This window comes from Haloarcula mannanilytica, assembly GCF_005406125.1.
GTDB classification, from domain to species: Archaea; Halobacteriota; Halobacteria; order Halobacteriales; family Haloarculaceae; genus Haloarcula; species Haloarcula mannanilytica.
This window is the reverse complement of the sequence record NZ_BIXZ01000001.1, coordinates 261,191-281,748: the sequence shown is the minus strand read 5'-3', so window position 1 is coordinate 281,748 and position 20,558 is coordinate 261,191. Positions and strand designations below refer to the sequence as shown.

23 protein-coding genes are annotated in these 20,558 nt (G+C 63.9%); 12 read left to right on the top strand and 11 right to left on the bottom strand.

Annotation, left to right across the window (positions count from 1 at the left end; all coding sequences use genetic code 11):
• Nucleotides 1–14: 14 nt before the first annotated feature.
• Nucleotides 15–809, bottom strand: coding sequence for an RIO1 family regulatory kinase/ATPase domain-containing protein (locus Harman_RS01370; protein WP_137682033.1), 795 nt, complete (start codon nucleotides 807–809; stop codon nucleotides 15–17).
• Nucleotides 810–890: 81 nt separating this feature from the next.
• Between Harman_RS01370 and Harman_RS01365 the strand changes: the two genes are divergently transcribed.
• Nucleotides 891–2,030, top strand: a complete 1,140-nt coding sequence (locus tag Harman_RS01365) for an acyl-CoA dehydrogenase family protein (RefSeq protein ID WP_137682032.1) — start codon at nucleotides 891–893, stop codon at nucleotides 2,028–2,030.
• Between the two features lie 4 nt (nucleotides 2,031–2,034).
• Here the strand turns inward: Harman_RS01365 and Harman_RS01360 are convergent, their stop codons facing one another.
• A complete protein-coding gene (locus tag Harman_RS01360) occupies nucleotides 2,035–2,466 on the bottom strand; it encodes a universal stress protein (protein WP_137682031.1) in 432 nt (143 codons plus the stop codon).
• 55 nt (nucleotides 2,467–2,521) lie between these two features.
• Entirely contained in the window at nucleotides 2,522–3,985 is a 1,464-nt protein-coding gene (locus tag Harman_RS01355) for an RtcB family protein (protein ID WP_137682030.1), read from the bottom strand.
• Between the two features lie 223 nt (nucleotides 3,986–4,208).
• Here Harman_RS01355 and Harman_RS01350 point away from each other — a divergent pair, with 223 nt between their 5' ends.
• From Harman_RS01350 to Harman_RS01335, 4 genes are all read left to right on the top strand, one after another.
• On the top strand, nucleotides 4,209–4,733 hold the full coding sequence (locus tag Harman_RS01350) for a DoxX family membrane protein (RefSeq protein ID WP_137682029.1): 525 nt from the start codon (nucleotides 4,209–4,211) through the stop codon (nucleotides 4,731–4,733).
• A 14-nt stretch (nucleotides 4,734–4,747) separates the two neighbouring features.
• Nucleotides 4,748–5,044: a hypothetical protein gene (locus tag Harman_RS01345; protein ID WP_137682028.1), complete on the top strand. Its 297-nt coding sequence runs from the start codon at nucleotides 4,748–4,750 to the stop codon at nucleotides 5,042–5,044.
• 189 nt (nucleotides 5,045–5,233) lie between these two features.
• Nucleotides 5,234–5,926, top strand: coding sequence for a metal-dependent hydrolase (locus tag Harman_RS01340; RefSeq protein ID WP_137682027.1), 693 nt, complete (start codon nucleotides 5,234–5,236; stop codon nucleotides 5,924–5,926).
• Between the two features lie 72 nt (nucleotides 5,927–5,998).
• Complete coding sequence (locus Harman_RS01335) at nucleotides 5,999–6,685, top strand: protein sorting system archaetidylserine synthase (RefSeq protein ID WP_137682026.1); 687 nt, start codon at nucleotides 5,999–6,001, stop codon at nucleotides 6,683–6,685.
• Between the two features lie 19 nt (nucleotides 6,686–6,704).
• Here Harman_RS01335 and Harman_RS01330 read toward each other — a convergent pair whose 3' ends face one another.
• A complete protein-coding gene (locus Harman_RS01330; protein ID WP_137682025.1) occupies nucleotides 6,705–7,481 on the bottom strand; it encodes an alpha/beta fold hydrolase in 777 nt (258 codons plus the stop codon).
• 147 nt (nucleotides 7,482–7,628) lie between these two features.
• On the opposite strand from Harman_RS01330, the gene Harman_RS01325 reads away from it, so the two are divergent.
• Complete coding sequence (locus tag Harman_RS01325; RefSeq protein WP_137682024.1) at nucleotides 7,629–7,874, top strand: DUF7127 family protein; 246 nt, start codon at nucleotides 7,629–7,631, stop codon at nucleotides 7,872–7,874.
• Nucleotides 7,874–10,147 carry a CDC48 family AAA ATPase gene (locus Harman_RS01320; protein ID WP_137682023.1) on the top strand — a complete coding sequence of 758 codons (2,274 nt, stop codon included), beginning with the start codon at nucleotides 7,874–7,876 and terminating at the stop codon, nucleotides 10,145–10,147. The genes Harman_RS01325 and Harman_RS01320 overlap by 1 nt, the downstream gene beginning before the upstream one ends.
• Nucleotides 10,148–10,246: 99 nt before the next feature.
• On the opposite strand, the gene Harman_RS01315 is transcribed toward Harman_RS01320, so the two are convergent.
• On the bottom strand, nucleotides 10,247–10,999 hold the full coding sequence (locus tag Harman_RS01315) for a TrmB family transcriptional regulator sugar-binding domain-containing protein (protein ID WP_137682022.1): 753 nt from the start codon (nucleotides 10,997–10,999) through the stop codon (nucleotides 10,247–10,249).
• Nucleotides 11,000–11,127: 128 nt separating this feature from the next.
• On the opposite strand from Harman_RS01315, the gene Harman_RS01310 reads away from it, so the two are divergent.
• A complete protein-coding gene (locus Harman_RS01310) occupies nucleotides 11,128–12,675 on the top strand; it encodes an ATP-binding response regulator (protein WP_137682021.1) in 1,548 nt (515 codons plus the stop codon).
• A gap of 156 nt (nucleotides 12,676–12,831) precedes the next feature.
• A complete protein-coding gene (locus tag Harman_RS01305; RefSeq protein WP_137682020.1) occupies nucleotides 12,832–13,392 on the top strand; it encodes a DUF420 domain-containing protein in 561 nt (186 codons plus the stop codon).
• Nucleotides 13,393–13,426: 34 nt separating this feature from the next.
• Here Harman_RS01305 and purF read toward each other — a convergent pair whose 3' ends face one another.
• The 4 genes from purF to Harman_RS01285 all read right to left on the bottom strand — a co-directional run bounded on the left by purF (nucleotide 13,427) and on the right by Harman_RS01285 (nucleotide 16,368).
• On the bottom strand, nucleotides 13,427–14,869 hold the full coding sequence (gene purF, locus Harman_RS01300) for an amidophosphoribosyltransferase (protein ID WP_137682019.1): 1,443 nt from the start codon (nucleotides 14,867–14,869) through the stop codon (nucleotides 13,427–13,429).
• Between the two features lie 14 nt (nucleotides 14,870–14,883).
• Complete coding sequence (locus Harman_RS01295) at nucleotides 14,884–15,057, bottom strand: 50S ribosomal protein L37e (protein WP_004517916.1); 174 nt, start codon at nucleotides 15,055–15,057, stop codon at nucleotides 14,884–14,886.
• A complete protein-coding gene (locus tag Harman_RS01290) occupies nucleotides 15,054–15,236 on the bottom strand; it encodes an LSM domain-containing protein (RefSeq protein ID WP_004592851.1) in 183 nt (60 codons plus the stop codon). The genes Harman_RS01295 and Harman_RS01290 overlap by 4 nt, the downstream gene beginning before the upstream one ends.
• A 73-nt stretch (nucleotides 15,237–15,309) precedes the next feature.
• Nucleotides 15,310–16,368 (bottom strand): M20/M25/M40 family metallo-hydrolase, encoded by a 1,059-nt coding sequence (locus tag Harman_RS01285; protein WP_137682018.1) that lies wholly within the window; start codon nucleotides 16,366–16,368, stop codon nucleotides 15,310–15,312.
• A 116-nt stretch (nucleotides 16,369–16,484) separates the two neighbouring features.
• Between Harman_RS01285 and Harman_RS01280 the strand changes: the two genes are divergently transcribed.
• A complete protein-coding gene (locus Harman_RS01280) occupies nucleotides 16,485–16,769 on the top strand; it encodes a hypothetical protein (RefSeq protein ID WP_137682017.1) in 285 nt (94 codons plus the stop codon).
• A gap of 93 nt (nucleotides 16,770–16,862) precedes the next feature.
• Entirely contained in the window at nucleotides 16,863–17,813 is a 951-nt protein-coding gene (locus Harman_RS01275; protein WP_137682016.1) for a zinc-dependent metalloprotease, read from the top strand.
• A 25-nt stretch (nucleotides 17,814–17,838) separates the two neighbouring features.
• On the opposite strand, the gene Harman_RS01270 is transcribed toward Harman_RS01275, so the two are convergent.
• Nucleotides 17,839–18,369 (bottom strand): Rrf2 family transcriptional regulator, encoded by a 531-nt coding sequence (locus Harman_RS01270; protein WP_137682015.1) that lies wholly within the window; start codon nucleotides 18,367–18,369, stop codon nucleotides 17,839–17,841.
• A 76-nt stretch (nucleotides 18,370–18,445) separates the two neighbouring features.
• A complete protein-coding gene (locus Harman_RS01265; RefSeq protein WP_137682014.1) occupies nucleotides 18,446–19,990 on the bottom strand; it encodes an alkaline phosphatase family protein in 1,545 nt (514 codons plus the stop codon).
• Nucleotides 19,991–20,122: 132 nt separating this feature from the next.
• On the opposite strand from Harman_RS01265, the gene Harman_RS01260 reads away from it, so the two are divergent.
• Complete coding sequence (locus Harman_RS01260) at nucleotides 20,123–20,548, top strand: DUF5796 family protein (protein ID WP_137682013.1); 426 nt, start codon at nucleotides 20,123–20,125, stop codon at nucleotides 20,546–20,548.
• Nucleotides 20,549–20,558 lie beyond the last annotated feature (10 nt).

Below are 20,558 nucleotides of genomic sequence, written 5' to 3'. Positions count from 1 at the left end.
GCTTAGAGCCGGCACTACGCACGCTTTTCGACGGCCCCACGGATTTCTGCGGCGGCGAAGTCGTGGTCCGGACGGATGTTGACGAAATCGAGGAACTCCTCGGCGGCCAGCAACTCCGACGTATCGTAGTGGATCGCCGCTGCCGAGACGGCGGCCGACGCGCCGATAAGCGGTTCCAAGGCGCCAAGCGCACAGGCCAGGTCGTATGCGCGGGCATCTCTGATCGCCGCCTCGCGGACGCTCGTCGCGTCGATGAAGTAGAGGTCGTCGTGGGCCACGAGCACGTTTTCACAGCGGAAATCGCCGTGGGCCAGCCCGTCCTCGTGCATCCGGTGCAGGAACTCAAACACTGTCGGGCTGTGTCGCTCGACCGTTTCCGGCGAAAGGTCATCCAGTGGCGCGAAATCGGGGATGTATTCCAGGACGAGGATGCCCATCCCGTCGTACTCGAAGGCCTCGATGGGTTCGGGGGCGTTGACGCCGATCTCTCGCATCCGCCGGGTCGCCGCCAGTTCGTGTTCGGCCATTTCGTAGGGCGTCCCGAAGTGCTCGAAAAAGCCCTCGGTCCCCGACGAGAACGCGCCGATGTTGCGGCCGGCGGTCAGCAGTGTGTGCACGAGCGAGTTCTGCTCGGTGATGACTTTCACGAACCACTGGTCGTTGACGACCAGCGGCGTCGAGAGCCAGTTGTCCGCCTCCAGAAACGCCACGTGGGCCGCGGGCTCGTCGTACCGGTCTATCACTGCCCGGACCACGCCTTCGAGTTGCTCCCAGGGGACCGTGCCACGGAGGAGTCGCCGGAACGCCATTCCCCCGAATGAATGCTGTGGACGGGCAAATGGCTTGTGTCTGCCCCTGTGGTATTTAGTGTCACAGGTCCTACGTTCAGTATGGAGTTCGACCTGCCGGGCGAACACCGGATGATCCGGAATTCGGTCCGCGAGTTCTGCGAGAACGAGATCAAGCCGATAGCCCAGGAAATCGAGGACGAACACCGCTTCCCGGCGGAGATATTCGACGAACTCGGCGACCTCGACATGATGGGGATCCCGATCAGCGAGGAGTGGGGCGGGCTCGGCGGGGATACGCTGATGTATGCCCTCGTCGCCGAGGAACTCGGGCGCGTCTCCGGGAGCATCGGTCTCTCGTATGTGGCCCACACCTCGCTTGGGAGCAAGCCCATAGAGCTGTTCGGCACAAACGCCCAGAAAGAGCGGTGGCTCAGACCGCTCGCTACTGGCGAACACCTCGGCGGTTGGGCGCTCACGGAACCCGGTAGCGGCAGCGACGCCAGCGACATGGACACGACGGCCGAGCGGGACGGCGACGAGTACGTGCTCAACGGGACCAAGCAGTTTATCACGAACGCCTCCGTCGCCGGGTCGGTGCTGGTCAAGGCCGTCACCGACCCCGACGCCGGCTACGACGGCATCTCGACGTTCATCGTCGCCCCCGAGGACGACGGCTGGGACGTGACGACCGAGTGGGAGAAGATGGGCCTGAACGCCTCACCGACCTGCGAACTCCAGTTCGACGACTGCCGGATTCCCGCCGACCGCCTGCTGGGCGAGGAAGGCGACGGCTGGGAGCAGACGCTGAAAACGCTCAACGGCGGGCGCATCTCCATCGCCGCGCTCTCGACGGGCCTCGCACAAGGCGCGTTCGAGGCAGCGAAGTCCTACGCCACCGAACGCGAGCAGTTCGACCGTCCTATCTCGAAGTTCGATGCCGTCCGGGACAAGATCGTCGAGATGGACCGCAAAATCGAGCGTGCGCGCCTGCTGACCCACAAGGCCGCGACGATGTACGACCAGGGAGAGGACGTGACCCGTCTCTCCTCACTGGCGAAACTCGACGCCAGCGAGATCTGCCGGGAAGTCGCCGAGGACGCCGTGCAGGTGCTTGGCGGCTACGGCTACACGACGGACTTTGCGCCACAGCGGTTCTACCGGGACGCGAAGCTCATGGAGATCGGCGAAGGGACGAGCGAGATACAGCGGATGGTCCTGGGGAGAGAACTGGGACTGTAGGACGCTACTGGTTTGGCTGTGTCTGCTGTGCGTGTGGCTCCGGGACGACAGTAACGGGCACATCGGCGGCGTCGATGACGGCTACCGTCGCATCTCCCTCCCGAAGCCGACCGGCCAGCCCCTTCGGCTCGTGGCCCATCACGATATGGCTAACGTCAACGTCAGCCGCGAGTTCGACCAGTTCGTTGCCGATCCGGGTGCCCGACCGCATCGCAGACCGACCGACGTGTTCGATAGCGACAGTCGCAACCACGGTGGCGTCGCGGAACCGCTCGCGTATCTCGTCCCGAAGCTGTTTGGCCGTGCCGTCGGCGGTGTCCTCGTCGACGAGGTGGACCACGTACAGTTCATCCTCGAGTCCGTCGGCGAGCCGAACCGCCGTATCGATGACCGCTGAGGAGACCGAATCGTTGGCGATGGCCACGAGAATGGTCATACGGGACCCAGGGCCTTCGAGCGCAAATCACTTTCTGCTATCCTAACAGGTTCGCTCACTCAGTCGCCTTCAGATTGTGGACGGCGTCGACGTACTCGACGACTTCTGCCGTGGGTTCGATGGCCGACAGAATCGCGTCGGCGTCCTTGTACGCCATCGGCGCTTCGTCGCGGACGCCTTCGATGACGGACTCGGAGTAGACGCCATCCATTGCCGCGGCGAACTCCTCCATGTCGATGTCGCTGTGGGCCTGCCGGCGGCTCATCACGCGTCCTGCGCCGTGTGGAGCGGTCTGGTGGTACTCGTCGTTGCCTTTCCCGCGTGCGATGATCGATCCCTCGGCCATGTTGAACGGGATCAACAGACGCTGATCCTCGCGGGCCGGGGTCGCCCCCTTGCGGACGGTCAGGTCGCGGAAATCGATATAATTATGAATCGACTGGAAGCGGTCGACGGGGTCGACACCGAGCGCGTCGCAGACGGCGTCGCTCATCAATTCGCGGTTCCAGCGGGCGTACTGCTGGGCAAACAGCATATCGACGAAGTAGCCGTGGGCTTCCTGGCCTTCCAGCCAATCCAGGTCCGTGTTACGGTCCTCGTCGTCGCTGCTGTGGATGGCGTCCTGTACTTTCCCCAGTTCGTCGAAGGCCTCCTCAATTTCTTTGCCGTCCAGTTCGCGGCGGAGGCGGTCCTTCCGGATGTAGGACTCGCCCATGCCGCCGGTGACCCAGGCGTAGAGGTCACGCGATTCGACGGTGTCGGGGTCGAACTTCAGGTACTCGACGTACTCCTCGGGGATCTGTTCGCGGATTTCACCGATAGTCCGGCGGTCCGTCGCGGTCGACTGCCAGTACTCGGCGACGGATTTGCCCAGATACCGTGAGCCACTGTGGATGACCAGCCAGTAGTCCCCCGACTCCCGTGCCTGGCCGAACTCCACGAAATGATTGCCGCCGCCCAGCGTTCCCGCACTCTTGATTATATACCCCATACCCTGGCGCTGGTCGGCCAGCACGCGGTCACACAGCGACTCGAAGTACTCCTCGTCATAGCCGTCGAAGTCGAACTCGACGGGGTCGATATGCTCGCCGAACCGCTCGGCGTAGGCCGCGTCGAACTGCTCGAAGACGCGGTTGGCCCGCTCAAACGGGAACTCCTCAACGAGGTGGATAGCGTCGTCGTAATCGTGAACCGACCGGCCCATCGGGACCGCTTCGCGCACGCGGCGCTCGCGCTCTTCGTCTTCCAGCGGAAGTTCCGGCCCGAGGTTCGTCGCGGCCATCCCACAGCCAACGTCGACACCGACGATGTTTGGGACAATCCGGTCGCCAAGCGGCATCGTGAAGCCGATTGGTGCGCCGGCTCCCCAGTGCGTGTCCGGCATAATCCGGACCGGCTCGGTGAACGCGGGGTGGTCGATGAGCGTCTCGATCTGCTCTCGACACCCCGCTTCGACGAGCGACTCGTCGTCGACCATCACCCGCGCTGTCGTGTGTTTGCCCGTCAGTTCGAGTACCATTGGTGTTGTAGCGTAGTCGCATCGAGGGTTTGAACCTCACGGTGGCCCGGGAGTGGCTCCCACGGCTGGACAGAGTACATAAAAACCCCCAGCCGAACGGGTAATATCGGCCTGGTCCGTGATTTTACACTTCTCAGGCTCCGAGAGCGGTTTTCAGTTGTTGAGAACGCTCTCCTGTTTATATGCTCCTTGCCCGCTCAGGTACACATGTGAGGTGACACAGATGTCCTATCAAGCGGCGAACCCCCTGGCAGACGAGTTCGAGCTCGAGCTCGGCGGGGCCTGGACCGCGTACTGGCTGGCGTTCCTGCGTGTCGTAACCGGCTGGTGGTTCTTCCACGCAGGCGTAACGAAGCTCATCGAGGACGGGCTGGCCTACACCTACGGGCCGGCGTACCTCAGGCAGATGACTGGCACGGCGCTCGGTCCAATCCCTGTGCTGATGGGCGAACACCTGGGCTGGCTCATTCAGGCGCTGGTCCCGCTCGGAGAGACGCTCATCGGGCTCGGACTGATGGTCGGCGCGCTGGTCAGGCTGGCCTCCGTGTTCGGGGTCTTCTTCATGGCCCTGTTCTGGATCGGCAACGCGGAGTTCGGCCACGGGCTGGTCAACAGCGACCTCATGGGCCTGCTGTTGTTCATGACGATGATCGTGCTGGCCACCGGCCGCTACTACGGCCTCGACGCCATCATCGAGAAGACCAAACTGGTCAAACGACACCCGAAACTCAGGTACCTGCTCGGCTGAGGAGGTGACCACCAATGCAACAACACACTACCGTCATCGACAAAGCGGCGATGGCACTCAGCGGCGGACTGATGCTGCTGGGCGTCGTCGTCCTCGGCATCGTGGAGATACTGGCGGGCCAGCCGTACGGCGCGGCACCGCTGACGAACGACGCGGGCGAGGTCATCGCGACCCCGATGGTCGACCCGACGCTCCGGACCGGGCTGGTCCTGGCCGGCCTCCTGGTCCTGGCCCTGTACGGAGCGTACAGACTCGTTGCCCCGACGAAGGACGAGGCGGCCACGGCACAGCAGGAAATAACGGCTGACTGAACGGTTCCCGTTTTCGCGTTTGTGACTCGGCGTGTCGCTCCGTTACAGAAGTACTGGTGGGTGCCATACCACCCCACCGATTCCCCACTAACAACGTATTTACTGTGTCCATATTAATCAGGTGGGGCGGTTTCTAATTTTGATAGAGCCCACCACAACGCTCATCTCTGTGGTGGTGGTGCTGTCTGTATGCCCTCGCTGGTCGTCCACTACGCGTTTGTGGGGTTGCTCGCTGCGACGCTGCTGGGAGCGGCCTTCGACAAACGGTCGCTGCTCCTGTCGATACTCGTCGTCACGTTCCCCGATGTCGATGCTTTCATCGGCCTCTACTGGCAGGCCGGTCACCGAGCCGCGACGACGAACCTCGTCATCCCGGCGGTGCTGGCGCTTCTCATCGGGGTCGACCTGTACGTACGTGAGGAGTCCTATATCAAGAACCGCTGGGGGGCCTACGGCGTCCGAGTCAGCTGGTTCTGTGTCGTCGTGTATGTGGCGGGCCATGTTCTCCTCGATCTGATTACGGGCGGTGCGAACCTCTTCTGGCCGCTGTACGACCAGTTCTATCAGCTCAGCGGCCACCTGGAGCTGTCAACCCAGCGCGGCATCGTCCAGACGTTCGTCGAACTGCCTGAGCCGACATCCGAAGGTGCGACTGGCGGTGGAAGCAGTGCGGGCGGCGGGTCGACCACTCAGGCGATGGGCAACTCAAGCGAAGTGCAGATGAGCACGGGCGTCGACCCCAATCCGGGACAGTCAGAACCCGAAAACGTCGACCGCGTGTTCCCCATCGCCCGGAGCGGCTGGGAGCTAGTCGTGCTCGTTGTCGGGACGCTCGCCACCACCGCTCGCCTTGTCATCGGCCACGATCTCCCGGAGGAGTGACGGACAGTCGAGCGGTACTGCGGGGCGTTCGGTTTCGAGTCCTTCATATACGCCGTGGCCAACCGGGGAAGCATGGGCTTCGAGATACGGCGACGACTGAGCCTCGCCGACACGGTGACGCTGTTCAACGCCGTCGTCGGGTTCGTCGCCGGAGCCATCGCCTTCGCCGACCCGCATCTGGCCGCTCGGCTGCTCCTGCTCGCGGTCATCGCCGACGCCGTCGACGGTATCGTCGCCCGGAACGGCGACAGTTCGGCGGTCGGCCCGCTGCTTGACTCTGTGACCGACGTGGTCTCGTTCGGTGCGACACCGAGCCTCTTTCTCTATGTTCTCCTGACGAACGCCTACGGCGGTATCGAATCCGCCCATCCGGCCGTGTTCGTCGGTCTCGTGTTGCTGGCCTCGGCGTACGTCGTGTGCTCGATTATTCGAACGGCGTTCTACTCGACGTACTTCGACTCCCCCGACGAGCGGCCGGGGATGCCAAACACGCTCGGGAGTATCATCATCGCCACGGCGTATCTGAGCGGCGTCACGGACCCGCTCGTGCTGAGCGTCGGGGCGCTTGGCCTCTCGTTGGCGATGGTCGCGCCCTTCGACTACCCCAAACCGGGGCCGAAAACCGCGGTTCCGATGGGCGTCGTTCAGGCGGTGGCCGTCGTCGCGCCGACGGCGCTGTTCCGTGCCGGGCCGCGGGCGATGCTCGCCATCGCCTTGCTGTTTTTCGCTCTCGGGCCGTGGTGCTATCCCGGCGATTAAACACTCTCAAAAGAACTGCTCAGACCGCGTCATCGAGGAACGACCCGACGATATCGTTGAACGGGTCGGGGCGCTCGACCATCGCCAGATGCGCGGCGTCGGGGACGAACGACACCTCGCCGCTCGGTATTTCAGTGGCAAGCGTCTCGTGATAGGCACGCGGGGTGAGTTTGTCGTGTTCGCCACAGATAGCGAGGACGGGAACGTCGATCTCGCCGAGTCGGTCGCTGACATCGAAGTGATGGCAGGTCATGAAGTCGCGGCGGGTCACTGCCTGCCCGACCGCCGCCATCTGCTCGCGGGAGCGGGCCACGGCCTCGTGATCAGCGTCGTGAAACAGCCGGTCCCGTTCGTGCAGGAACTCGACAGCGCGGTCCCAGTCGTCTGCCAGCCACTCCCGGAGGCCTTCGAACACCGGGAGTTCGGGGCCGGTGCCGAGCAACACCATCGCCGCAGGCGTCCACTCGCGCTCTAGTGCGACCCACTGGGCGATGGCCCCGCCCAGCGAATTGCCGACAAGCACGTCGGCGTCCGTCTCCGCCGCAACGGCGACCACGTCGTCCGCGTACGCGTCGAGCGTCGCGGTCCCGGCCTCGGTGTCGATGTCTCCGGAGTCCCCGTGACCTGACAGGTCCAGCGCGACGGCGGGGTGGGCCGGTCCGGACGGCGCGTACTGGCGTCCCCACACGCGATGTGTCGCGCCGCTACCGTGAACGTACAGCGTCGTCGGTCCCACGCCACCAGGTCGCGTCCGTCTGTACGCCGTGACTCGCCCGCGATGGCTCACCCGCTCCATGCGACACCGTTGGGAAGCGGTGTGGATAAAAGGTTGGCGCGCCCAGATAAGGTGTGAACCGCATTCAAGCAACTACATGTATTTTCCCGCCGTACAGCGCATTTCAGCGATAGGTTTATATACTTATCACGCTTACTTTGAGTTAGCATGACTTCAGAACAGCAGTTGTTCGACGAGACGCCCCTCCGCCGATTCGAGTACGACGACAGCGTCGTGCTCGCGGCGGACGTGGGACCTGCCGCCGATGCGAGTGTCGATGTGGTCGACGGGACCGTCATCGTCGTCGCTGACGGCCACCAGCACGAACAGGAGATCCCCGCCGGTGACGCACGAGCGTTTATCAATCACGGGGTTCTCACTATCGAACTGTCAGAGAGCGAGGGAGATTACTGATGAAACTTACTGTTAAACCGCTCAAACAGAAAGACGCCGGCCGTGGCCTTGCGGCTATCGACCGCGCCGCCATGGACGAACTCGAACTGGAGAACGGCGACTACATCGTTCTCGAAGGGAAACAGGACAGCCGCGCGGTCGCCCGGGTCTGGCCCGGTTACCCCGAGGACGAGGGGAAAGGTATCGTCCGAATCGATGGCCAGCTCCGCCAGGAGGCCAACGTCGGTATCGACGACCACGTAAACATCGAGAAAGCCGACGTGAACCCCGCGACCTCGGTCACCGTCGCCCTACCTCAGAACCTTCGTGTTCGGGGCAACGTCGGCCCGATGATTCGCAATAACCTCAGCGGCCAGGCCGTCACGCAGGGCCAGACGGTCCCCGTGAGCTTCGGCCTCGGACCGCTCTCCTCTATGTCCGGTCAGAAGATTCCGCTGAAGATCGCTGAAACCGAACCCTCCGGCACGGTCGTCGTGACCGACTCCACGGACATCCAGGTCAGCGAGATGCCCGCCGAACAGGTCCACAGCGGCGAGGGCGCGCCCGAAGCGAGCGACACGCCCGACGTGACCTACGAGGACATCGGCGGCCTAGACCGCGAGCTCGAACAGGTCCGGGAGATGATCGAGCTGCCGATGCGCCACCCCGAACTGTTCCAGCAGCTCGGCATCGAGCCGCCGAAGGGCGTCCTCCTGCACGGCCCGCCCGGCACCGGCAAGACGCTGATGGCGAAAGCCGTCGCAAACGAGATCGACGCGTACTTCACGACCATCTCCGGCCCGGAGATCATGTCGAAGTACTACGGCGAGAGCGAGGAGCAACTCCGTGAGGTCTTCGACGAGGCTTCGGAGAACTCCCCCGCTATCGTCTTCATCGACGAGATCGACTCCATCGCCCCCAAACGTGGCGAGACCCAAGGCGACGTGGAACGCCGCGTCGTCGCCCAGCTACTCAGTCTGATGGACGGGCTGGAAGAACGCGGACAGGTCATCGTCATCGGTGCGACGAACCGTGTCGACGATATCGACCCGGCGCTGCGCCGTGGTGGTCGCTTCGACCGCGAAATCGAAATCGGCGTTCCGGACAAGAAGGGGCGCAAAGAGATCCTGCAGGTCCACACCCGCGGGATGCCCCTCTCCGAGGAGATCGATATCGAAAACTACGCCGAGAACACCCACGGCTTCGTCGGGGCCGACCTCGCCTCGCTCACGAAAGAGAGCGCGATGAACGCGCTGCGGCGCATCCGCCCCGAACTCGACCTCGAATCGGACGAGATCGACGCCGAGGTACTGGAGCAGCTGGAGATCAGCGACAAGGACTTCCGCGAAGCGATGAAGGGCATCGAGCCCTCCGCGCTGCGGGAAGTCTTCGTCGAAGTCCCGGATGTCACCTGGGACTCCGTCGGCGGCCTCGAAGACACCAAGGAACGGCTCCGGGAGACCATCCAGTGGCCCCTTGAGTACGAAGACGTGTTCGAGTCGATGGATCTGGAAGCCGCGAAGGGCGTGCTGATGTACGGCCCGCCCGGTACCGGCAAGACGCTGCTGGCGAAGGCCGTCGCCAACGAGGCCCAGTCCAACTTCATCTCCGTGAAGGGGCCTGAGCTGCTGAACAAGTTCGTCGGCGAGTCCGAAAAGGGCGTCCGCGAAGTGTTCGCGAAGGCCCGCGAGAACGCCCCGACCGTGGTGTTCTTCGACGAAATCGACTCCATCGCCAGCGAACGAGGCGGCGGCACGACCGACTCCGGCGTCGGCGAACGCGTCGTCTCCCAGCTCCTGACGGAGCTTGACGGCATCGAGGACATGGAGAACGTCGTCGTGGTTGCGACCACGAACCGCCCGGACCTCATCGACGACGCGCTCCTGCGTCCCGGCCGGCTCGACAGGCACGTCCACGTGCCCGTCCCGGACGAGGAAGCCCGACGCGCCATCTTCCAGGTCCACACCCGGAACAAGCCCCTGGCCGACGGCGTCGACCTCGACGAACTGGCCCGCCGCACGGACGGCTACGTCGGCGCGGACATCGAAGCGGTCGCCCGCGAGGCATCGATGGCCGCGACCCGGGAGTTCATCAACAGCGTGGACCCCGAGGAAATCGGCGACAGCGTCAGTAACGTCCGCGTGACGATGGACCACTTCGAGCACGCACTGGAGGAAGTCGGTCCCAGCGTCACCGAGGAGACCCGCGAGCGCTACGACGAGATCGAACAGCGCTTCGACCGAGCCGAACCCGGCGTCACCGAGGAAAGCACGGCCAGCCGAACCTTCCAGTAACGGGCTGGTATCGGCGCGGTCGCCAGGCGATAGCGGTTCTTTTTCGTATTTCAGTCGGTCCGTTTCGAGTCCGAGCAGTGGAACAGAGGGCCGGAGTGGCTACTGCCTGTCGTCTCGGTCAAGCGTGATGTCGCGGCATTCGTATGCTTCTTTCGTGGCACCGTTCCCACCGACAGTGACCGGCCCGTCGTCGGTTTCGACAGTAATCGACCGTTCGGCCGGGTTCGAGCTTGACGCCGGATAGACGAGGCTCTGGCGGACGTTCACTACTGGTCCCGATATCGTCGTCTCCGTCCCGTCCGCGGTCGAGACCACCGCTGCGCTCGCAGTGATCGGTATCTTATCCCGGAGCGCCAGCGCCGCCGTGAGAACGGCGAATTCGAACGCCGAGAACGTCTGCGGGAACGAACCGACGCTGGCGACGTAGCGTTCCGTTCCCATCAGCCAGTGGACGCCCAGGAACATCGTGAACTCGTCGTGAGCGAGGTTCTCGCTGTCGAAGACCGTCGCCTGATAGTCGCCGTCCGGCTCGGTCAAAACCCGGTCATGCCCGGTGAGGCCACGTTTTACATCGGCAGTCACGAGCAACGGCGTGATGCCGTTTCCGATCGTCCGAACCGCCGTTGCGATGTCGTCGTACGCGGGTGTCGATGCGGTCGTTTCGCCGTGGACAAGGACCAACACCAGTACGTCGCGCTCGATAGCGGCTCTGAGTTGTGGCGCAAATGTAGCGAGTGCGGCTTTCGGTACCGCGAGCGTAACGCTTTCCTCGGCATCGTCGATGAGTGATCGGACCGCCTCGATGACTGTCGACCGGGTCCGATACGTCTCCAGCCCCTGATGCGCCATCATCAGAGGATGCGGTGCCAGGTGTATAAATCGTCCCCCGGCGTCGGTCGCGGCACCGCTGCGGAAGTACTGTCACTCACCGTGACAGATCGGGTGTAACTTCTTTATGTGTGTGTCTCCTCGGAAGGGTGATGAAGCCCCAGCCCACCGTCCTGTTTGTCCGAAGTGCAAGCCAGGACAGGGCCGCGATTTCGTTTCTCCGGGACAGTGGCCTCACTGTCCACGAGGTCGAGGGCGTTCGTGACCTAGAGTGTGCGCTCGGTGATTACGACACGGACTGCGTTGTCACGAACTGCGAAGTGGCGAACCCGGACGGGACGCAGTACCTCGGTGGATTGACCGTCATCGAGCGGCTGCAACGGAATCATTCCGAGGTCCCGGTCGTCCTCCTTGCGGAAGTGACGAACGGCGATATCGCCCGTGAGGCCTACAGCCGCGACGTGTTCGGTTACGTTCCGGGGACGGTCGACGACGCCCACCAGCGACTCCTGGCACAGGTCGATGCCGCTGTCGCGTCCAGTCCAGCCCGCCAGCGAGCCAGCAAGCGGAAACAGCTCAACGAGGCCGTTCGACTGGTCAATCAGGCGCTCGTCCGGTCACAGTCGCGGATGGACATTGAACGCGATGTCACTGCAGTTCTGGCAGGCACGTCCAGATACACCGAGGCCTGTACGGTGACCTGTCAGGGTGACAGACCCGTCATTCGGACGCTGGGCTCACAGCGTGGCCGCGTAACGATCACCGCCCCGGAACCGTTGGTTCGGGCCGGATCGGCTGAGCGACTCGTCGTTGCGGACATCGACCAGGCAGCGGTCGGAGACCGGACGGACGCACTGGAGACAGATTGTGTCCGCGTTCTCGCCGTTCCACTGGTGTACGACGGGACCTCGTACGGCGTCCTCGCTGTGTACGCTGACCGCATCGACATCTTCGACACGGAAGAACAGGACACGTTTCGGGAGGTCGGCCACAACATCGCGCTGGCTATCGACGCGAGCCATACGAAAGACGCGCTCCAGCAGCGGACGACAGAGCTGGAGCGCCAGAAAGAGCGGCTGCGAGAGCTCGCACAGATTATTTCACACGAACTCCGGAACCCGCTTCAGGCGGCGATGGGGCGGGTCGAACTCCTCGCCGAAGCGACGGACGCCGAGGAGTTCGACGCGATCCAGCGCAGTCACACCCGCATGTCGTTTCTCATCGACGACCTCATGGAGATCGCCAGACAGGGGGAACGACAGTACACTGCCGAGCCGGTGTCGCTCTCGGACGTGCTGGCCGAAGCATGGAACGCCATCGACACAGGTACGTCGACCGTTGAAATCGACTGTACTGGGACGGTGTTGGCTGACCGCAGCCGTCTGTGCCAGCTCGCAGAGAACTTCTTCCGGCTCGCCACGGACCGGGGTGAGAGCGTGCGGATAACGGTCGCCGACACGGCCGACGGCTTCTTCCTCGAACACGACGGCCGGCCACTAGACGGGGACAGTCAGGGGCCGTTCGAACTCAGCTACGGGTCCACTGACGAAGGTGCCGGCCTTCACCTGGCTGTCATCCGTGAGATCGCACGCGGCCACGGCTGGGATATTTCACTCGGCGATGGGTCGTCAGGACGGGTCCGGCTGGACGTTATCGGCGTCGAGCAGCCGTCAGCGAAAGCCGACAGGACCTCGGACTGATAGTGATTATTGTAGCGATTTACCGGGACGCGCCGTTCCCGAGGGCGGCACTATCCGGAAATAATCTACAATAATCACTATGAGACGGGGGATGGCTCCTGTGGCTCGCCGTACCCGACTCGAAACCGTATTTTGCGTCCAGTCCGCAGTTGGGGTATGGACCTCCAGGCTCGGTATCGCGTGCCAGCACTCACTGGCCTGCTGACGGTCGTGTCGCTCGCGCTCGTGTTCGGGGCCGTTCTCGGCGCGATCCCGCCGTCACTGCTCCCCGCCGCTCCCGCGACGGTACTGGGGGCGATTCCACACGTCAACGCCGCGATCAGCGCCCTCGTTATCGGCACTATCGTCGGCGGCGTCCGGGCGATTCGCCGCGGCGATGTCGCGCGCCACCGAACGCTGATGCTCTCCTCTTTTGGCCTGTTTGCCCTGTTTCTCGTGTTGTATCTCTACCGAATCACGCTGGAAGGGCCGACAGACTTCGCCGGCCCATCGGTCGTCGAGACATACTTCTACCTGCCGTTTCTTGCCGTCCACATTCTGCTCGCTATCGCCGCTATCCCGGCAGTGTACTACGTCCTGTTGCTGGCCTACACCTACCCGGTCTCGGAATTGCCGTCGACGAACCACCCGCGGGCCGGAAAGCTCGCCGCGGGGCTGTGGCTGATCTCCTTCTCGATGGGTATCGCCGTGTACGCGATGCTGTATCTGGTGTGGTAGCTATCAAGTGCCCGAAAAAAGACCCGGCGTGTCGTCAGTCGTCGGCCGGGCTCGACTGCGTGCCGATCTCCGGGCGGGCAACCTCGCGGTCCGTCGCTTCGCCGTCGATGTCGTAGGGGTACTCGCCGGTGACACAGCCGAGACAGAGATCCGTCCGGCTCGTCTCCAGCGTCTCCGCGATGGCGTCGATAGAGAGATACGCCAGCGAGTCCGCCTCGATTTCGTCGCGGATTTCCTCGACTGACTGGTTCCCGGCGATGAGTTCATCGCGGGAGGCCATGTCGATACCCATGTAACACGGGGCCACGATGGGTGGCGCGCCGATGCGGACGTTGACCTCCTCGGCACCGGCGTCTTTCAGCAGCTGAATCAGCTGCGTCGAGGTGGTCCCGCGGACGATGGAGTCGTCGATGATGGTGACGCTTTTCCCCTCGATGGTCGACTTGATGGGGTTGAGCTTCAGGCGGACGGCCCGCTCGCGTTCGTCCTGGGTCGGCATGATGAACGTCCGGCCGACGTAGCGGTTTTTCATCAGCCCCTCGGCGAACTCGATGTCCGAGCCGTCGTCCTGTGCGGCTTCGGCGTAGCCCGACGCGAACGCGCGCCCGGAGTCTGGCACCGGCAGCACCACGTCTGATTCGACGCCGGACTCTTCCCAGAGCTTGCGGCCCAGTTCGCGCCGGACCTCGTAGACTAAGCTCTCGTCGATGGTCGAGTCCGGCCGCGCGAAGTAGACGTGTTCGAAGAAACAATGGGCCGTGTTCTCGGGCTCGACGAGCTGATAGGTGTCGTAGCCAGTGCCGTCGGCGTGCAAGACGACGAGTTCGCCGGGCTTGACATCGCGGATGAGTTCGCCGTCGAGCGTGTCGATGGCCGCTGACTCGGAGGCAAGGACGTAGCCGTCCTCAAGTTCGCCGATACACAGCGGTCGGTTCCCCTCCGGGTCGCGCACGCCGAGTACCGTCTCGTCGTGCATGATGGTCAGCGAGTACGACCCGTGGATGCGGTTCATCGTCCGCTTGACTGCCCGGACCAGGTCCTCCTCTAAGAGGTTGCGCGCGAGGTCGTGGGCGATGACCTCGGTGTCCCCGTCGGACGTGAAGGCGTGGCCGAGTTCGGCCAGTTCGTCGCCGATCTCGTCGGCGTTGACGAGGTTCCCGTTGTGGGACAGGCCCAGCGAGCCCGACTTGAACGAGACGGAAAACGGCTGGGCACAGCTGCTGTTGACGCTCCCGGCGGTCGGGTATCGGACGTGCCCGATGCCGTTCGCGCCGTTGAGCGATTCCAGGTCACCGGGCTCGAAGGCGTCACCGACGAGTCCCATTTCGACGTGGCTGTACTGCTGGAACCCGTCGTGGGTGACGATACCGGCCGATTCCTGGCCGCGGTGCTGGAGCGCGTACAAGGAGTAGTAAAGCGGTCGGGCGGCGTCACGGTCCTCCAAAGAGATGCCAACAACGCCGCACTTCTCGTGCATTTGTGTTGAGTGTGTTATTCGCCCGCTTTCGACTGCCACTCGTAGTCACGCCGCTTGGCCGACTTGCCGAAACCGCACGACGAGCAGACCTTCTTTTTCGTGTGATACGACTTTTCGCCACACCGGCGACACTTCGTGTGTGTCGTGGTGTTTTTCTTGCCCTGACTCGGAGTTCCTGCGCCAGTCATGGAGTAATTGAGACGACGTTATCGCCGCGTATAATCGTTGTGTCTTCATCCTCGACGACGAGGTTCATGTGTTGGTCGTAGCCGGTGAGTTCCCCTTCGAAGATTTCGCCACCCTTCAGCTGTACGGTGACTGTCTCACCGAGGGACGCTTCGAGTACATCCAGCGGTCGTCCACTCATGTACGGTTTGGATAGTGACGGCCGCTTAAACGTACCGTTTGCGTGGTGGCAGCCGTGATACCGTCGTGCTGTCCTACACGTCGACGCTAAAGGGCGCTCGGTCGGCCGCTCGGACAGCGAAGCCGGCCAGCAGGTCCGCGAGCGCATCGAGGTCGTCGGGGTCGATAACCTCGACCGGCGTGTGCATGTAGCGGTTTGGCAGGCCGACGTTGACCGACGGGATGCCGCCACGTGAGGTGTAGAAGGCGTCGGCATCGGTCCCAGTGCGCGTCCCCGTCGCCTGCAACTGGATGTCGATGTCCTCGTCCTCGCTCGTCTCTCGCAGCGCGTCGACGGCGACCGGATGGTTCGCGCTCCCGCGGGCGACGACCGGCCCCTTGCCGAGTTCGACGCCAGTGTCGGCTTTGCCCGGCGCGTTCGGTGAGTCCGTCGCGTGGGTCACATCCGCTGCGATGGCGACATCCGGCGCGAGGTCGAACCCGACCATCTTCGCCCCCTGCACGCCGACTTCCTCCTGCACTGTGGAGACGGCATACACTGTCGCGTCCGCGCCGGTCTCCGCTGCGCGGCGGAGCCCCTCGGCGGCCGCCCAGATGCCGATGCGGTTATCCATGCCCCGTGCAGCGAGGCGGCCGTTCTCCAGTTCGCTCAGCGTCTGGACGAACGTCACCGGGTCGCCGCGGTCGACGAGCGACTCCACCTCGTCGCCGTCCTCGGCTCCCACGTCGACGTGCTGTTCGGCGATTTCCGGCACGGAGTCGTCGTCGGCGTCCCGGAGGTGAATCGCCGTCTGACCCACGACGCCCGAGACCGGTCCATCGGCGGTGTGGATGGTGACGTGTTGCCCACGCGAGACAGTCTTGTCCGAGCCGCCGATACGGCCCAGTTTGACGAAGCCGTCGTCGGTGAGGTCCCGGACGATGAAGCCGATCTCGTCGCCATGGCCCGCGAGGGCGACGGTCGTGTCGCCGCCCTCGACTTTGGCGACGGCGTTGCCGTAGTCGTCAGTGCGGACCTCGTCGGCGAACTCGCTGACGTAGTCGAGCCACACCCGCTGGCTGTCGGCCTCGTACCCGGACGGGCCGGGCGTCGTCAGCAGCGATTCAAGAAACTCGCGTCGTTGCGTGTCCATACCTGGCGTAATCGCTCCTGGGTGATGAAAACAGCGGACGGCGAGCCGTTGACCGAGTCGAGTAACGGACACTCCGTTACCGCCACGGCTAAGAGTCGCGGTGTCGAACTCTCAGTATGGCCGAATTTACCCTCCTCGAACTGCATCTCGACGGCGCGGAGTTCACCGCGAACGCACCGTTCAGTTCCTCCGACGATGACGACGAATCGACGAGCAAATCACGGTGGTCGCGCTCCCGAACGAGCGAGACGAGCGACGAGACCGACGACGACGCCAGCGGTGGCCCCAGCGTCGGTCGCCTCGCGCTCGTGGCACTCGGTGTCGTCGCGGTCGTCGCGGTCGTCCTGCGTCTGTACCTCGGTGGGTCTGACGGCGCTGACGACAGCGACGAAGAGCTGTAAGGGACAGCGTTTCGCTTCTCTATCTCGGAACCGAACGCCGCTGGTCGTTTTCGCAGGGAGAAGGCCTATTTTCTCCCGCCACATTTCAGACGTATGGGATTATACCACAGCGTTCAGGCTGTCGCCGGCGCAGGCGGCGACGGGCCAATCGACTGGAGTGCCGTCGCCGACGCCGCGAAGGCCGCCACGGACACGGGTGACCTCACCGTCGAGACGCCCGAACGCGACGGCTACGCAACGGACGTTCGGGACGCTAGAAACCGCGTCCGGGAGGTGGGACAGCTGGAGTTCGACCTACCCGAGACCGTCGAGATCCAGAACCGACACCACTGGATCGACGCCAACGTCGCCACGTTCAGCCGCGTGATGGAGCCAATCGAACAGCAGGCCGAGTACATCCCCGGCATCGCCCGCATGGTCAACACCGGGTCGATGGCCGTTGCACTATCTTTCCTCGGGAACAACGTCCTGGGTCAGTACGACCCGGTCCTGCTCGCTGATAACGACGCCCACGCGCTGTATTTCGTCCGCCCCAACATCCACCGGGTCGCCGACCAGTTGAACGTCGAACGGGACCGCTTCCGGCGCTGGATCGCCTTCCACGAGGTCACCCACGCGGCGGAGTTCGGCGCGGCCCCGTGGCTGTCTGACCACCTCGAAACTGCGATGGAGGACGCTATCGACAACCTCACCGACGGCAGCATCGACCGCGCGACGCTCGGCGAACTCGATACGACGATGACCGCCGTCGAGGGGTACGCAGAACTGCTCATGGACCGCGCCTTCGACGACGAGTATGACGACCTGCGCCGGAAAGTCGACGAGCGTCGCCAAGGCCGTGGCCCCATCGCGTCGCTCATGCGACGGCTACTCGGTCTCGGGATGAAACGACAGCAATACGAGCGTGGGAAAGCGTTCTTCGACACAGTCGCCGACGCTCGCGGCGTCGCTGCGGCCGGCCGCGTCTGGGACTCGCCGGACACACTCCCCACCGAAGACGAGATAGAGACGCCAACGCTGTGGATCGACCGCGTCGACCCCTGAACGGGACAGGGCGCGGTCGGGACGCTCAGTCTTCCGGCTCTTCGACGGGCGCTTCCATCTTCGCCACGTCGAGGAGGACCTCGCTGTTGGATTCGTCGACCGCCACGACCGTGCCGGCGATGACAAGTTTCGAGATGGGCGTCGGCCCGAGGATGACCGCCTGCCCCTCGCTGAAGTCCTGGACCGAGTTCTGGAGGTGGTATCGCGCGCGGCACTTCTCCGGATGGTGGACGCTCGTGAGGTTGATCTCCTCGACCGTCACGTCGACCCGCTCGTAGTCGTGGGCGACGACGACGCTCTCGGCCTCGTCGATCTGCTGGCGGTTGATCGCGTCGAACGCCTCCGAGGTCGGCTTGTACCCGCCTGTTGGCCCGGGAATACCCTCGACAAGCCCCAGCGAGGTCAGGCTCTGCATCTGGTTCCGCACCGTGCCGGGGTTCCGGTCGATCTCCTCCGCGATTGTCTCGCCGGTGACTGCCTCACCGGTCTGTTGATACTTGTTTACCAGCGTTGTAAGCATCGTCCGCTGGCTGTTGTTCAGATCGATGCTAACCATATCGGTGTGTATCGGGAGCGGCTACTTATCCCATTGGGTTCACTCATCCGAACGCCAGCCGCTCGTACAGACCGGGCTACTCCATGTAGCCCAGTTGTTTCAGCCGGTCTTCGACGGCGTCCCCGTCACCGTCATCGAGCGCGTCCGCGATACTGAGCGGCTCCCGCTGCCCGACATCGGGGTCCTCGGCGAACACCGGCAGAATTTCACCGCGCATGTCGGTCGGGACGGCACAGCCATGGGCAGCCAGCACCGTCGGTGCGATATCGAGGATGCTGATTCTGTCGAGTTCGCCCTGTGACTCGAAATCCGGGCCGCTGGCGACGAAGATGCCGTAGGGCGTGTTCTCGGCCGCCCAGCGGTCCGGGCCGCTCTGGACGGTCCCGCCGCCGATGCCGTCGTTGACGTGGACGCCGGGCCGCTGGTCGACGACGACCTCCGGGCCGGCGTCGACGTAGGGACCATTGTAAACGTCCTCACCCCTGTACACGTCGGTGAACAGCGGCCCGTGTTCGTCCGCGACCTCGCGGAGGTCGGCAATGAGCGACTCGCGGACCGACTCCACGTCGAACCGGGGGTTGATGTACACCGGTCCCTGTCCGCTGGCGACGACCTTCGTTTGTTCCAGGTCGATGGCTTCGAGCTTTCGGTCCCGTTTGACGCCGTCTTTCTGCGGGACCAGTTGCTGGATGGATTCCGGGACGACGCGGGCAAGCGTGTCCACCACGCCGGCGCGCTTTGCCACCGCCAGCAGGTTCTCGCGGTCGAGCCCGATTCGAGTCAGTAGGGCGTCGACGCTCGTGTCCCGGACCTGGTAGCCGTTCTCGGCCAGCCACTCGTTGATGTAGAACTCCGTCTGGGTCGCGTCACAGCCGTGATCGGACATCAACACCAGGTTCAGGTCCTCGCGGTCGTCGAGCCGGCCGACCCACTCGTCGACGAGCTTCCACGCGCGCAGGCTCGGCTCGTCGTCCCAGAAGAAGTGATGGAGGACGTTCAGATAGAACAGCGTCACGTGGACGAAATCGAGGTCCCGCTCGTCCATGAGCGTCGTCGCAACCTCGAAGCGCTTCTCCAGCAGGTCCAGAATGGCGTCGACCTCCGCGCCGCGCTCGTCATTCGAGGACAGCAGCGGGTCCGGGTGGACGCTGTAATCGAACCGCTCCTCCAGTTCCTCGGCCAGTTCCGGCGGCGACGTGTAGCCGGAGCTAATCGAGCGGTACTCCCCCTCGACGGCGTCCGGGCCGCCGGCGACGACGAGTTCGTCAATATCCCGCGGCGGGTACATCGTCGGCATGTTGACGACACCAGCCGACTGTCCCTCGTCGTTGAGGTAGTCCCACAGCTCGGCGGTGTCGTAATCGCCGCCGTTCATTACGTTTATCTCGCCCGCGGCGAGGTCAACGTTCTCGAACCAGAAGACGCCGAACCCGCCGGGGTCCTTGCCGGAAGAGTAGCACTTCCAGTTCGGGAATGTCACCGGCGGCAGACAGCTCCGTGTCCCCGCCCAGGTTCCGGTGTCCCGCAAGGCGGCCAGGTTCGGGAGCTCGCCGGCCTCAATCCACGGGTCGAGCAGTTCCCAGCTCGCTCCGTCGAGTCCGACGACGAGGGTCTTCGTCATGTTGAGACGGAGACAGGCGAGTCACTAGTCCCTTTCGCACCCTGGCCGAGAGCGTTCGGCGTGTGGTGATGAACGCGCACGTGTCGAAACGGACAACGCGTCACTTTTGAGCGCGCCGCCGGAACAGACGGTATGAGCAACCGGTCGGACATCGCGCCGGACACCGTCTCGGTCGAACTGACCGAGGACGGGGTCGTCGTGGAGTACCTCGACGGCCGCCAGGCGTTCTATCGCGGCGTCCCGACGGCGGTCGAAGGGAGCGTCCAGACAGGCCCGGGGAAAGATACGCACGTCCTGATAACCGACGAGACGGAGACCTCGGGTATCCTCGTGTACGTCAACGACCTCCGAACGCACGACGACATTCTCGAAGAGACGGGCGTCGGACGGGTCATCCTCGACGACGGCGAGGAGGACGAACTGTTCCCGGGCGTCACGGTCCGAGACAATCAGATGCGGACGCAAGTGGAGGTCGATTACGACGTGACGAACGGCCGCGTGTTCGTCTTCGAGGAGGACGAACTCGGCGAGCGGAGCTTCGAGATCGTCGAGGAGTGATACCGGTCGT